Annotated in this window: 13 protein-coding genes; 2 read left to right on the forward strand and 11 right to left on the reverse strand. The window is 32.4% G+C overall.

Annotated features, from left to right (window positions below; genetic code table 11):
- On the forward strand, positions 1–443 hold a 443-nt coding region (locus ABJD66_RS15995), incomplete at its 5' end, for a porin family protein (RefSeq protein WP_348133505.1).
- On the opposite strand, the gene ABJD66_RS16000 is transcribed toward ABJD66_RS15995, so the two are convergent.
- From ABJD66_RS16000 to rplM, 11 genes are all read right to left on the reverse strand, one after another.
- On the reverse strand, positions 438–1,043 hold the full coding sequence (locus ABJD66_RS16000) for a hypothetical protein (RefSeq protein ID WP_100893926.1): 606 nt from the start codon (positions 1,041–1,043) through the stop codon (positions 438–440). The two genes, ABJD66_RS15995 and ABJD66_RS16000, sit on opposite strands and share 6 nt — an antisense overlap.
- Positions 1,043–2,494 carry an RNA polymerase factor sigma-54 gene (gene rpoN, locus ABJD66_RS16005; RefSeq protein WP_100893925.1) on the reverse strand — a complete coding sequence of 484 codons (1,452 nt, stop codon included), beginning with the start codon at positions 2,492–2,494 and terminating at the stop codon, positions 1,043–1,045. Before rpoN ends, ABJD66_RS16000 begins: the two co-directional genes overlap by 1 nt.
- A gap of 37 nt (positions 2,495–2,531) precedes the next feature.
- Positions 2,532–3,965, reverse strand: coding sequence for an asparagine--tRNA ligase (gene asnS, locus ABJD66_RS16010; protein ID WP_100893924.1), 1,434 nt, complete (start codon positions 3,963–3,965; stop codon positions 2,532–2,534).
- A gap of 68 nt (positions 3,966–4,033) precedes the next feature.
- The gene (locus ABJD66_RS16015) at positions 4,034–6,451 is read right to left on the reverse strand and encodes an MMPL family transporter (RefSeq protein WP_303540544.1); all 2,418 of its coding nucleotides are present in this window, start codon (positions 6,449–6,451) and stop codon (positions 4,034–4,036) included.
- An 89-nt stretch (positions 6,452–6,540) separates the two neighbouring features.
- On the reverse strand, positions 6,541–6,939 hold the full coding sequence (locus tag ABJD66_RS16020; RefSeq protein WP_348133511.1) for a hypothetical protein: 399 nt from the start codon (positions 6,937–6,939) through the stop codon (positions 6,541–6,543).
- An 11-nt stretch (positions 6,940–6,950) separates the two neighbouring features.
- Complete coding sequence (gene frr, locus ABJD66_RS16025; protein WP_100893921.1) at positions 6,951–7,508, reverse strand: ribosome recycling factor; 558 nt, start codon at positions 7,506–7,508, stop codon at positions 6,951–6,953.
- Positions 7,509–7,549: 41 nt separating this feature from the next.
- Positions 7,550–8,257, reverse strand: a complete 708-nt coding sequence (pyrH, locus tag ABJD66_RS16030; RefSeq protein WP_100893920.1) for a UMP kinase — start codon at positions 8,255–8,257, stop codon at positions 7,550–7,552.
- Between the two features lie 172 nt (positions 8,258–8,429).
- Positions 8,430–9,395: a translation elongation factor Ts gene (gene tsf / locus ABJD66_RS16035; RefSeq protein ID WP_100893919.1), complete on the reverse strand. Its 966-nt coding sequence runs from the start codon at positions 9,393–9,395 to the stop codon at positions 8,430–8,432.
- A gap of 96 nt (positions 9,396–9,491) precedes the next feature.
- Positions 9,492–10,523 carry a 30S ribosomal protein S2 gene (rpsB, locus tag ABJD66_RS16040; protein ID WP_100893918.1) on the reverse strand — a complete coding sequence of 344 codons (1,032 nt, stop codon included), beginning with the start codon at positions 10,521–10,523 and terminating at the stop codon, positions 9,492–9,494.
- A gap of 254 nt (positions 10,524–10,777) precedes the next feature.
- Positions 10,778–11,164 carry a 30S ribosomal protein S9 gene (gene rpsI, locus ABJD66_RS16045; RefSeq protein ID WP_100893917.1) on the reverse strand — a complete coding sequence of 129 codons (387 nt, stop codon included), beginning with the start codon at positions 11,162–11,164 and terminating at the stop codon, positions 10,778–10,780.
- Positions 11,164–11,616 (reverse strand): 50S ribosomal protein L13, encoded by a 453-nt coding sequence (rplM, locus tag ABJD66_RS16050; RefSeq protein ID WP_100893916.1) that lies wholly within the window; start codon positions 11,614–11,616, stop codon positions 11,164–11,166. The genes rpsI and rplM overlap by 1 nt, the downstream gene beginning before the upstream one ends.
- 241 nt (positions 11,617–11,857) lie before the next feature.
- Here rplM and ABJD66_RS16055 point away from each other — a divergent pair, with 241 nt between their 5' ends.
- The gene (locus ABJD66_RS16055; protein WP_348133517.1) at positions 11,858–14,482 is read left to right on the forward strand and encodes a DUF5916 domain-containing protein; all 2,625 of its coding nucleotides are present in this window, start codon (positions 11,858–11,860) and stop codon (positions 14,480–14,482) included.
- The last annotated feature ends 65 nt before the right edge of the window (positions 14,483–14,547 follow it).

Raw genomic sequence — 14,547 nt, forward strand, 5'->3', positions numbered from 1 at the left:
TAGGTTTGGGCTATGCAGTAAATAATTACTATTCTAATTTAGTTGCTTCTAAACAGCATAATACTATTAGTTATGTTCTTGTTGATGATGATTTTGATTATACGCGTAGTAAAATAGAAACTCATTTGATAGAAATGCCTATAGAGTTTCGTTGGCGAAGATCTACACCTACTAAATATAAGTTTTTTAGAATTTATGCAGGTGCAAAATTGGGTTATGTTTTTAGCGCTAAGTCTAAATTTGTTTCTGATGATTTAAAAGACGTATTTAAAAACACAGATGTATCTAACTTTAGATATGGACTACAGTTTAACATTGGGTATAATACGTGGAATATACACGTTTATTACGGGTTGAATAGCTTGTTGGATAATGGTTATGTTGGTGGTGAGCAATTAAATATGAAGCCAATACGAGTAGGTTTTAACTTTTATATATTATAGCCAATATTTAATGGTGATTAACTGTGAGGTTAATCCAATTACAAAACCAACAATTATTTCTAAAGTAGTATTTGTTTTTAAATAGAGTTTAGCTGTAGATACTAAACCTGTGCATAAAATAGTAATTGCAATTGCATAGATGATATTTATCTCAAAATGCACGCTAAGGCTTATTAAAAACATAAGTAAGCTTCCCATTCCTGCGGCGTGTAAACTGCTCTTAAAACGAATAAAAAGCAACAATAGAGAGCTAAATATAGCAGCAAGCATACCTAGAAAGAAAAAGAAAAGTTCTGCGCTGTAGTTGTTAGGTATAACTTTATAAACTACAAGTAGCAATAATCCTAAGCTAATATATAAAGGGTATTTGCGTTCTTTTATGGTTGGTAGACTGTAAGATGTAATTATACCTATACTCCTAAGTATAATATAGCACACTACAGGTACAATAACAGTTAAAATTAGAATAGGTAACATATTACCTAAAAAATGATTTTGAGTATAATACTGTGGTGTTATTTTAAAATAGCAAATACAACCAATTATGGGAATAAATAAAGGGTGGAAAATAGAGGATATAATCTTGTAAAATCCCTTCATTAAATTTGTTTTCTTAACCTTGCTACAGGTATGTTTAATTGCTCCCTGTACTTTGCAACTGTACGGCGTGCAATAGGATATCCTTTTTCTTTTAATATAGCAGCAAGTTTGTCATCTGTTAAAGGCTTTCTTTTTTCTTCTTCGCCAATAACATTTTCTAATATTTTTTTAATCTCTTTAGTAGATACATCTTCGCCTTGTTCGTTTTTCATTGATTCAGAAAAGTATTCTTTTATCAATTTGGTTCCGTATGGTGTATCTACATACTTACTGTTTGCTACTCTAGAGACTGTAGATACGTCCATACCAATAGTATCTGCAATATCTTTTAATATCATTGGTCTAAGTTTGCGCTCATCACCGGTTAAAAAATATTCTTCTTGGTAGTTCATAATAGCGCTCATTGTTACAAAGAGTGTTTGTTGTCTTTGTTTTATAGCGTCTATAAACCATTTAGCTGCATCTAACTTTTGTTTGATGAAGAAAACAGTGTCTTTTTGAGATTTAGATTTTGTTTTTGAGTTTTTATATCCTTCTAGCATATTATTATATTGCCTAGATACGTGCAACTCAGGAGCATTTCTTCCGTTTAAAGTAAGTTCTAATTCTCCTTCAGCAATTTTTATAGAAAAATCTGGTACAATATGCTCAATAGCTCTAGTGTTTCCAGCATATGATCCGCCCGGTTTTGGGTTTAGTTTTTCAATTTCTGAAATAGCACCTTTTAGTTCTTCTTCAGTAATGTTGTGCTTTTGTATTAGTTTTTTGTAATGTTTTTTTGTGAACTGATCAAAAGACTTTTGTAAAATCTGAATAGCTAATTCTATCTCTGGAGTTTGCTCCTTTCTAGATAATTGAATAATCAAACATTCTTCTAAAGATCTTGCGGCAACTCCAGGAGGGTCTAATTCTTGTACTAAATTTAAAACCTTTATTATGTCTTTTTCTTCGGCAAATACATTTTGTGTAAAAGCCAGGTCATCCATAATGTCTGTAATTGGCCTACGTATGTAACCGCTTTCATCTACACTTCCAATTAAAAACTCGGCTATAGACCAATCTTTATCGTCTAAGTAAACCGTATTTAATTGGGTCATTAAATATTGATGAAAAGAGGTTCCTGCTGCATAAGGAATACTCTTTTCATCATCATCTGCACTGTAATTATTTGCTTGTGTACGGTAATCTGGTACTTCATCATCAGAAAGATATTCATCTATATTAATATCTTCAGCTTCAATTTTTTCAGTATCATTATCGTACAAATCATCATATTCATCCTCTATAGAATCGGCTTCATCTTTACCGGTTTCTAAAGCGGGATTTTCTTCTAACTCTTGTTTTAAACGTTGTTCAAAAGCCTGAGTAGGAAGTTGAATTAACTTCATAAGTTGAATCTGTTGTGGAGACAACTTTTGAGATAACTTAAATTGTAGGTGTTGTTTAAGCATTAATGTTAATTCTTTTTATGATTTTGTTTGTTAATTATTAAAATTCAGCATTTTGAGGTGTTCTTGGAAAAGGAATCACATCTCTAATGTTACCCATTCCTGTAGCAAAAAGTACTAGACGTTCAAAACCAAGACCAAAACCACTGTGTACAGCACTACCATATTTACGTAGGTCTGTGTACCACCATAATTCTTTTTCGTCTATATCTAATGCTTTCATTTTTTCTAAAAGAACATCTAAACGTTCTTCTCTTTGTGAGCCACCAACTATTTCTCCAATACCAGGGAAAAGAATGTCCATTGCTCTTACTGTTTTTCCGTCTTCATTTAAACGCATATAAAATGCTTTTATTTTTGCAGGATAATCAAACAATATAACCGGACATTTAAAATGCTTTTCTACTAGAAAACGTTCGTGTTCACTTTGTAAATCTGCACCCCACTCATTAATTAAGTATTTAAACTTCTTCTTTTTGTTTGGTTTGCAGTTTCTTAAAATATCTATAGCCTCTGTGTAAGTTACTCTTTTGAAGTTATTTTCTGTGATAAATTTTAATTTTTCAATTAAAGGCATATCACTACGTTCTGCTGCAGGTTTAGATTTTTCTTCGTCTAATAAACGTTTTTCTAAAAACTCTAAATCGTCTTTACAATTTTCTAATACATAAGATAAGACACTTTTTATAAAATCTTCTGCTAGGTCCATATTGGCATCTAAATCATAAAAAGCCATTTCAGGTTCTATCATCCAAAACTCTGCTAAATGTCTAGATGTGTTAGAGTTTTCTGCTCTAAATGTTGGTCCAAATGTATATACTTTACCAAGGCCCATCGCATAAGTTTCTGCTTCTAATTGGCCAGATACGGTAAGGTTGGTTTCTTTACCAAAAAAATCTTCGCTGTAGTTTACGGTGCCATCTTCATTTAAAGGTGGGTTTTTGCTATCTAAAGTAGATACTTTAAATATTTCTCCAGCCCCTTCTGCATCAGAACCAGTTATAATTGGTGTGTGCACGTGGTAAAATCCATTTTGCTGAAAGTATTGGTGTACAGCAAAAGATAATGCAGAGCGCATGCGCATAACTGCAGAAAAAGTGTTTGTTCTTACACGTAAATGTGCTTTTTCTCTTAAAAATTCTAAAGTGTGTTTTTTAGGCTGAATTGGATAAGTCTCTGGGTCAGCACCACCGTGAATTTCTAAGGTAGAAACTTGTATTTCTACAGACTGTCCTTTTCCTTGACTTTCTACAAGTGTACCTTTTACTTTAATAGCAGCGCCAGTAGATACTTGTTTTAGTAAACTTTCGTCTAATTTTTCAAAATCTACAACACATTGAATGTTTTGTATAGTAGAACCATCATTTAAGGCAACAAATCTGTTGCTTCTAAATGTTTTTACCCAACCGCTAACGGTTACTTCTTGTAAAAGATGTTTTCCGGACAATAAATCCTTAATGCTGTTTGTGTTCATTATAAAATATACTTCTTATTTTAAGTGATAAAGATAACTTTTTTTAAATCGTCTTTAAAATACTCAAATTAGTTTTGATTATTGATTTGATTTTTTTTCTTGATTTTAACCTCGTCTTTAGGTAAAATATCTATTTGTGGTTTTTTTAGAACTTCTTTATTTGCAATACTACGTTCTAAAGACAGTAGTAGTGACGGTAGTAATATTAAGTTTGCTAACATAGCAAATAATAACGTTGCAGATACTAATGCGCCTAATGCAACTGTACCTCCAAAGTTAGAAATTACAAAGACTGAAAAGCCAAAAAATAGAACAATAGAGGTGTAAAACATACTAACTCCTGTTTCTCTTAATGCGGCATAAACAGATTTTTTAATTGCCCATTTGTTAACCACTAGTTCTTGCCTATATTTAGCTAAAAAGTGAATTGTATCATCTACAGAAATACCAAAAGCAATACTAAATACTAAAATTGTAGATGGTTTTATTGGTACGCCTACAAAGCCCATCACACCTGCGGTAATAATTAGCGGTAGTAGGTTTGGTATTAGTGATATAATAATCATTCTAAAAGACCTAAACAAATAAGCCATAAAAAGGGCTATAAGTGCAATGGCTAGTGCTAGAGAAAGTACTAAATTGTTAACTAGGTACTTTGTTCCTTTTAAAAATAAAAGAGCTTTACCAGTTAAAAATGTATTGTATCTTTCTTTTGGAAATATTTTGTCTAAATTCTCTTGCAGTCTACTCTCTATATCTTGCATACGCTCTGTATCTACATCTCTCATAAATGTTGTGATACGTGCGGTTTGTCCTGTAGAATCTACAAAACTTTCTAGTAAATTACCATTGCTTTGAGAATTACGAGCCACATCCATAATAAAATTATTCTCTTGTGTGGTTGGTAATTGGTAATATTTAGGAATTCCGTTGTAAAATGCTTGCTTAGAATATTTCACAAGATTAACTACAGATATTGGGTGAGAAAGCTCTGGAATTTCTTCAATTACTTCACCAAATTTATCCATTCTTTTTAAAGTAGCTGGTTTTAAGACTCCATTTTTTCTTTTGGTGTCTATTACAACTTCAACAGGCATTATGCCTTTAAACTCTTTTTCAAAAAACCGTATGTCTTTAAAAAACTCGGCCTTTTTGGGCATATCTTCAATAGGGCTTCCAGAAATATCTATTTGATAAATCCCAATGATACTAATTGTTAATAGTAGAACAGAAACAATATAAACAGATATTCTTTTGTTTCTAACAATGTTTTCCATCCAGCTAACAAAAGTATCAATCCACTTTGTGTTTAGGTGTTTTAAATGTTTGTCTTTTGGCATTGGTAAAAAGCTGTAAACAATTGGTATAATTAGTAATGATAAAATAAAAATGCCAATAATGTTTATTGATGCTACAATACCAAACTCTTTAAGTAGTTGACTATCTGTAATAATAAAAGTAGCAAAACCAGATGCTGTTGTAATGTTAGTCATTAACGTAGCATTACCAATTTTAGAAATTACACGCTGTAAAGACAGTGCTTTGTTTCCGTGTTTTTTAACTTCTTGTTGGTATTTGTTTATTAAAAAGATACAATTTGGTATCCCTATTACAATTATTAATGGTGGTATTAGAGCTGTAAGTACTGTAATTTCATACTGTAAAAGACCTAGAATACCAAAGGCCCACATTACGCCAATAATTACTACGCACATAGATATAAACGTGGCTCTAAAACTCCTAAAAAAGAAAAAGAATATTAAAGACGTTACGCCAAGTGCAGCAAGTATAAACTTGTTTATTTCGTCTATAATATTTTTAGAATTCATTGTGCGTATATATGGCATTCCAGATATATGCAAATTCATTTCTGTTTCTTTTTCAAATGTATCTGTAAGGTGTTTAAAGTCTTTTAATATAAAATCTTTACGTACAGATGTATTTACAATGTCTTTATCTAAATACACTAAAGTTCTAATAGTGCCTGTTTCTTTATTGTAAAGTAGGTTCTCGTAAAACGGCATATTGTTAAATAAATGCTGTTTTAGACTATCTATTTCTTTGGTGGTTCTTGGTTTAGACTTTATAAAGTTTTGAAGTATAAATTTTTGCCCGTCTTCAGTTTTTACAAGCTCTTTAAGGTTGTCTGTAGATAAAACAAAATCAACCTCTGGAAAAGCGTCTAGCTGTTTGCTAAGTTTGTTCCATCTATTAAATTTTTCAGGAGTATAAAGTGTACTGTCTTTTGCAGCAATAGCAATAACATTACCTTCTTCGCCAAATAACTTTAAAAACGACTGATATTTAATATTAACCGGATGATGATCTGGTAATAAATTAGCTTCTGAGTTAGAAAACTTCATGTTTTTCCATTGAAAACCTAGAAAAACGGTGAAAGCTATTATTAGTAGTATAATGAGAATTCTATTTCTTAGAATTATCCGAGCAGTTTTTGCCCAAAAACCTTGCGTAATCTTTGCAACCATTATATGTAATTAAGGTGCGCAAAGGTAAAGAAGTATTATTAGTGTTCCCAAAAAATGGGCTTTAAATACGTGTTAATAGTAAATAAAACTTAATCTTCTATTTTGATTTTGTGTTGTTTGCAGAAATCTATAAGTTCTGCGGCAGTGCTACTTTGTTTAGAAACTTCTAGGTCTCTGTGTTTTTTGTTGCTTAGTTGAAACCTGTAATAGGTTATGCTAAATATTTTAATTGTTTTGAGTTGTGTAATCTCGCTTAGGTTATATGTTTCTTTATAAGATTTTTTTGTAAACATATAAATAGCATAACTTATTGATGCAATTAAGAGGGCTATGGAGAGGTAGAAGAGTAAGTTGCTCTGGTTGTTAATAACATTTAAACTGGAGCTTAGTATAATAAGTACAGAGAAGACTTTGCCGTTACTTTTTTGACTTTTTATATTGTCAATAATTTCAACTTTGTTTAAGTCTTCTCTGTAGTTAATTTTCATTAAAAAATAAATTAAACCTTCATTATTTCGGCTTCTTTAGTCACCAATAATGAATCTATTTTTTTTGTAAATTCATTCGTAAGTTCTTGTACATCTGCTTCAGCATTCTTTTTTAAGTCTTCAGATGCATTTTCAAGAGCTTTTATTTCTTTATTGGCTTCTTGTCTAGCGTTTCTAATACCAACTTTGGCATCGTCAGCTTCACCTTTTGCTTGTTTTGCTAAATCTTTTCTTCTTTCCTCTGTTAGTGGCGGTACGTTAATAATAACAAAATCACCATTGTTCATAGGGTTAAAGCCAAGATTAGAGTTCATTATGGCTTTTTCTATTTCGTGAAGCATATTTTTTTCCCAAGGCTGAACAGATATTGTTCTTGCATCTGGAGTGTTTACATTAGCTACTTGAGAAAGTGGAGTGGAAGAGCCGTAATAGTCTACCATTACGCTAGATAGCATAACAGGACTAGCTTTACCAGCTCTAATTTTAATAAATGCTTTTTCTAAATGGTCTATTGTGCCATTCATACTCTCTTTTGTACTGTCTAATATAAAATTAATTTCTTCGTTCATCATGTTAATATTTAATCTTGGTTCAGCATTAACTGTACCACTTATAGATTTACTTCTGTTCCTATATTTTCTCCTGATAGTAATTTTAATAAATTACCTTTTGTATTCATATCAAAAACAACAATTGGTAATTCATTTTCCTGACTCAAAGTAAAGGCTGTTGTGTCCATTACTTTTAAGCCTTTATTTAGTACATCTTGAAAAGATATTTTGTCAAACTTAGTTGCGTTTTTGTCTTTTTCAGGGTCAGATGTATAAATGCCGTCTACTCTTGTACCTTTTAATATTACGTCTGCTTCAATTTCTATTGCTCGTAATACTGCGGCAGAATCTGTAGTAAAGTACGGGTTACCTGTTCCTCCGCCAAAAATTACTACACGTCCTTTTTCTAAATGTCTCATAGCTTTTCTTCTGATAAAAGGCTCAGCTACTTCATTTATTTTAATTGCAGTTTGTAATCTTGTTTGTACACCAGCGTCTTCTAAAGCACTTTGTAATGCTAAGCCATTAATTACAGTGGCTAGCATACCCATATGGTCACCTTGTACACGGTCCATGCCGTTACTTGCTCCTGCAACACCTCTAAAAATGTTACCACCACCAATAACTATTGCTACTTGAATACCTTTGTCTGTTACCTCTTTTATTTCTTTAGCATATTCCGCAAGTCTAATTGGGTCTATTCCGTATTGTCTAGAGCCCATTAAGGCTTCTCCACTTAGTTTTAAAAGTATTCTTTTGTATTGCATTTTCTGGTGTTGTTTATGGTTAGCAAAAATAATGAAAAAAATGAACGGTAAAGTATGTCTTATATTTAATTCTAATATTTTGTTGTATTAGTATCCGTTTATTTAAATAAAAAAGCCGTTTTCTAAAAATAGAAAACGGCTTTACTTATAACTTTAAAAGTTTTGTGTCTTATTATCCAAGAGCAACTCTTTTAAAAGATGTTACAGCAACATCGCCGTAAGAAGAAACGTAAGATGCTACGCTAATTTTTTCATCTTTAATAAAGTTTTGGTCTAATAAACATTGCTCTTGATCTAGAGTAGTGTTATCAGATACAAATCTTTCCATTTTACCTGGTAAAATTTTATCCCAAATTTGCTCTGGCTTACCTTCTGCTTTAAGTTGTGCTTTAGCATCTTCTTCTGCAGTAGCCATAACTTCTGGAGTTAATTGAGCCATAGAAATATACTGAGGTACGTTTTTAAGAGTTTTTCCTAAACGACCTAACTCAATATTATCTTTTTCAATAACAGCAATTCTTGCTTCAGTTTCTGATGCTACATATGCAGGATCAAAATCTTTGTAAGATAATGTAGTTGCACCCATAGATGCAATCTGCATAGCAACGTCTTTACCTAGAGTTTCTATGTTTTCTACTTTTGCAGAAAAACCAACAACAGCAGCAAGTTTGTTAATGTGAACGTAAGAACCAACGTAAGGAGCCTCTACAGTCTCAAAAGCGTTAATTTCTAATTTTTCACCAATAACACCAGTTTGTTCAACTAGTTTTTCAGCAACAGTCATTCCTCCAAAATCAGCAGCTAAAAACTCTTCTTTAGAGTTGTAGTTTAATGCTAATTCTCCTAATTGGTTTGCAAGAGCTAAAAAGTTATCGTTTTTACCAACAAAGTCTGTTTCACAACCTAATACAATTGCAACACCTTTGTTAGCTTCTGCGTTAACTTTAGCAACAGCAGCACCTTCGCTAGAGTCACGATCTGCTCTTTTTTCTGCTACTTTTTGACCTTTTTTACGTAATACGTCAATTGCTTTGTCAAAATCACCTTCAGCTTCAACTAATGCTTTTTTGCAGTCCATCATTCCTGCGCCAGTAGCTTTTCTTAGTTTATTTACTTCTGCAGCTGTAATTTTTGCCATCTTATTTATGTTTTAATATTGCTCTAAATAAATATTATTTTTTTAGAACGATGTTAAATTAATATTTTGTTTTATTTATATAAAAGGTTGTTTAGATTACTCTATACCACCTTTAGTATTGTCTTGCCATACTTTTAACTCATCCCATTTACCATCTGCAGCCATTTTAGCTTGCTTTGGCCAAGAACCAGGATTTTTAGATGCAAAACTAGAACCAGCAGCAGTTAAGATAGCGCTTAAATCTTCAACAGATTTTGCAGCTAAATCTGCGTAAGTTTTAATTCCTTCGTTTTGGAAAATTTCAGCTATTTTAGGTCCAATTCCTTCTACTTTAGTTAAGTCATCTGCAGAAGTTGTAGCCTCAGCTTTTGGAGCTGGTGCAGCTTTTGCTTTTGGAGCAGCAGCTTCTTTACCTTCTTTTTCAGCTTGCTTATCAGACTTACGATCTGCTAAACCTTCAATAATTGCGTCAGAAACATGTGTTAATACAGCTTCAATAGATTTAGATGCATCATCGTTAGATGGGATAATGTAATCTATTGGTCTTGGATCAGAGTTTGTATCTACCATTGCAAAAATAGGAATGTTTAATTTTAAAGCTTCCTTAACTGCAATGTGCTCTCTCATTGTGTCTACAATAAATAAAGCTCCTGGTAAACGTGTCATATCAGAGATAGAACCTAAGTTTTTCTCTAATTTAGCTCTTAAACGATCTACTTGTAAACGTTCTTTTTTAGATAAAGTTAAAAAAGTACCATCTTTTTTCATTCTATCAATAGAAGCCATTTTTTTAACAGCTTTACGGATAGTTACAAAGTTAGTTAGCATACCACCTGGCCATCTTTCTGTGATGTAAGGCATATTTGCTTTCCCTGCTTTGTCTGCAACGATGTCTTTTGCTTGTTTTTTGGTAGCTACGAAAAGTATTTTTCTACCTGATGCTGCTATCTTTTTTAAAGCTTCATTAGCTTCATCAATTTTTGCAGCAGTTTTGTATAAGTTAATAACGTGTATTCCGTTACGCTCCATATAAATGTATGGTGCCATATTCGGGTTCCACTTTCTTGTAAGGTGTCCAAAGTGTACACCTGCTTCTAATAAGTCTTTTACTTCAATTTTGTTTGCCATTTTTTTTGTAATAGTTTACGTTCCGTTTTACTTAGCAATGCTAAAGTAGTGCGTATGCAGTCTTTAACATTTAGATGCTAAACTAGTGTTATTTATATGGTGATAAATAACAACGACAACTTGTTTTAATTTATGCTTTAGATTTTTTCTAAAGACTTCTCAATGAACTTGTTTTGTTGGTGATGTTCCAACGGTATAAAATATCAGATAAAATCTGATGTAAAAAAACCGGAACAAAGTTCCGGAATATATTCTTAACGCTTAGAGAATTGAAATTTCTTACGGGCTTTCTTCTGACCGAATTTCTTACGCTCTACCATTCTTGGATCTCTAGTTAAAAGACCTTCTGGTTTTAATACTAATCTGTTTTCAGCATCAACCTCACACATTGCTCTAGAAAGAGCTAGTCTAATAGCTTCTGCTTGTCCAGTGATACCTCCTCCGTAAACATTTACTTTTACGTCAAAGTTTTCTTCATTGCTAGTTAAAGCAAATGGTTGTTTCACTTTGTACTGTAAAGTAGCAGTAGGGAAATATTCATTTAAATCTTTTTTGTTGATTGTAATGTTACCTTTTCCTTCAGAAACATATACACGTGCAACAGCAGTTTTACGTCTGCCTATCTTATGAATTACCTCCATTATAAGTCCTTTAAGTTTATTGCTTTTGGTTTTTGTGCCTCTTGGTTGTGCTCAGAACCTACGTAAACTTTTAAGTTACGAAAAAGCTCAGCGCCCAATCTATTTTTTGGCAACATACCTTTTATTGATTTTTCCACTACACGTGCTGGGTTTTTCTCCAACATTTCAATAGCTGTCTGAGACCTTTGTCCACCAGGGTAACCTGTGTGTCTAATATAAGTCTTAGTTTGCCATTTGTTACCGCTAAGAGTAACTTTCTCTGCATTGATAACAATTACGTTATCCCCACAGTCCACATGTGGTGTAAAATTAGGTTTGTTCTTTCCTCTTAAGATTTTTGCAACCTTAGAAGCAAGACGACCCAACGTTTCTCCTTCAGCATCAACCAATAACCACTCCTTAGAAACGGTTGCTTTATTGGCTGAAATTGTCTTGTAGCTTAATGTATCCACACTAATATATTTTTATTATTTACTTAATCCCGATAAACGGGGTGCAAATGTACAATTATTTACTTGAAATACAAATGCTTATTTCCGTTTATTTTTATTGTTTTTTCTAAATGCTATTGTTTTCTTGATTTGCGAAGCTTTAATTTTTTTGATTTTAACAAAAATTTGTCATTTTTAATTATAAATCTGTAACAGGAGTCTTATTTTTACAACTTCTTTTAAAAAATAACCAAAACCACTAATGTTTAAATTTAACATAACAAGTGCTCTAGTATTTTTAACTACTGCGCTTTTTTCTCAAGAAAGTGCAAATATACAAGTTCCAAAGAGGGTGTACACTACAAATAGTGTAGAAAATAAAAAATCGCCTGTAATTGATGGTCATTTAACAGATGATGCTTGGAATAACTCCGAGTGGCAAGGAGATTTTGTAGAATGGAGGCCAGATGAAAACACATCTCCTACGCAGCCCACTAAATTTAAAATTGTGTATGATGACAAATTCCTTTACATAGCCTTTAAATGTTATGATGCTGATTTGGATAAGATTGAAAAACGTTTATCAAGGAGAGATGGTTTTCAGGGAGATTGGGTAGAAGTAAATATAGATAGTTATAATGATAAAAGAACCGCTTTTTCTTTTACGTTTACGGTTGCAGGTGTTAAAGGTGATGAGTTTATATCTGAAAACGGAAGTAGTTGGGATAGTAGTTGGAATCCTATTTGGTACGGCAGCTCTAAAATTGATGAAGAGGGGTGGACAGCAGAATTAAAAATACCTTTTAGTCAGTTAAAGTTTGGAGATGCAGAAGAACAAGTATGGGGTTTGCAAGTTAAACGTAGAATTTTTAGAGCTGAAGAAAGGTCTATTTGGCAACGTATTCCGTTAGAATCTTCTGGGTATGTGAGTGAGTTTGGTGAGCTTAGAGGCTTGCTAAACATCAAGCCACAAAAACAATTAGAGATTCAGCCTTTTGTAGTAAATCAATATGATAGTTATCCAAAAGAGGTTGGTAATCCGTATAGAGATGGCTCTGACTATAAATTAAATGGAGGTTTAGATGCTAAAATTGGTATTACAAATGATCTTACTTTAGATTTAACAGTAAATCCAGATTTTGGTCAAGTTGAAGCAGATCCGGGGGCAATAGCTTTAGATGGTTTTCAGATCTTTTTTAAAGAACAGCGTCCATTTTTTATAGAGAATAAGAATATTTTTGATTATGAGTTTGGTAGTGGTCAAGATAACTTGTTTTACAGTAGGCGTATTGGTCGTAACCCACACGGCAGACCTGCTTTATATGATGGTGAGTTTGTAGATGTGCCAAAAAACACTACAATTTTAGGGGCTGCTAAGTTTTCGGGAAAAACTAAAAGCGGTTGGTCATTAGGGCTTTTAGAAAGTGTTACAGGTAAAATGTATGCAGAGATAGATGCTAATGGAGAAAAAAGAGATGAGCTTGTTGAGCCGCTTACAAATTATTTAGTTGCTAGAGCTCAAAAAGATTTTAATAATAGAAATTCATATGTTGGTGCAATTTTTACATCAACAAATAGAAGACTTGAAGATAATTTAGATTTTTTACGCAAGTCTGCAGTTTCTGCTGGGGTAGATTTTAAGCATAATTGGAAAAACAGAGAGTATTATATAGAAGGTAATTTTGTAGCTAGTTCTGTTAATGGTTCTAAAGAAGCTATTGCGCAAACACAAAAATCTATTGCGCATTTATTTAACAGGGTAGATGCTGGTCATGTAAAATTTGACGATTCAAGAACTTCTTTGTCGGGTACAGGTGGTAAACTGGAGTTTGGTAAAGCTGGCGGTGGAGATTGGAGATATGAGGGCGGTGTACTTTGGTATTCTCCAGAATTAGAATTAAATGATATAGGCTTTTTACGACAGGCAGATAAGATTACACAGTTTGCAGAAGTGCAGCGTTTGTTTTTAAAGCCTACAGATTTTTACAGAAACATACGTTTGCAATTAGGACAGTACTCTACGTTTGATTTTGATGGCAATTATAATAGAATGTCATACCAGTTTAATGGTAATATAAGTTATAAAAATAATTGGTGGACAGAGGTAGAGGCTACTTATGATCCTGTTTTTTATAGCAATGCAAACTTGCGTGGTGGTCCAAGATGGCGTTTTGCAGAACAGGGTGGTTTTGCGTTGTTTGCAGGTTCAGATAATAGAAGAAAATTTTATGCTACTGTTGGTTATGTTGGTAATAAAGGTGCAGAGGATACATTTAAATATAATAGGTATGTGTTTAGGTTTACATACCAGCCGATAGATGCTTTTAGTTTGTCTATGGATAATGAGTTTTCTACAGAGAATAGTAAAACACAATACATAACTAAGCGAGAAACAAGTGATGAGACTAGGTATATTTTAGGAGAAATAGATCAGAACACATTTAGTAGTTCTATACGTTTAAATTATAACTTAAATCCTAATTTAAGTTTACAATATTATGGTCAGCCTTTCATTTCTAGAGGTAGATATTCTAATTTTAATTATGTTAATAATCCCGTTGCTGGTAGTATTGATAATAGAGTAACACTGTTTAATGAAAATCAAATAACGGAAAATAATGGTGTTTATTTAATTGATGAAGATGTAGATTCTAATACAGATTATGAATTTGGAGATCCAGATTTTTCATTTGTACAATTTAGGTCTAATTTAGTGTTGCGCTGGGAGTACATACCAGGTTCCGAAATATTTTTAGTTTGGTCTCAAGGACTTACAGGTAATGTTAATCCTGATGATGCTTTAGGTAGAAGTTTAAATAGGCAGATTTTAGATCGTAAAAAGGATAATACAATTTTACTTAAGGCCACTTATAGGTTTATACTTTAAGTAAAAAACTGGTAGATATACTATTATGTGTTATTTTGCGTTTTTAAAAAGAAAACTAATCGACT

Origin of the sequence: Cellulophaga sp., from assembly GCF_039943695.1 — a bacterium.
Classification (GTDB): domain Bacteria; phylum Bacteroidota; class Bacteroidia; order Flavobacteriales; family Flavobacteriaceae; genus Cellulophaga.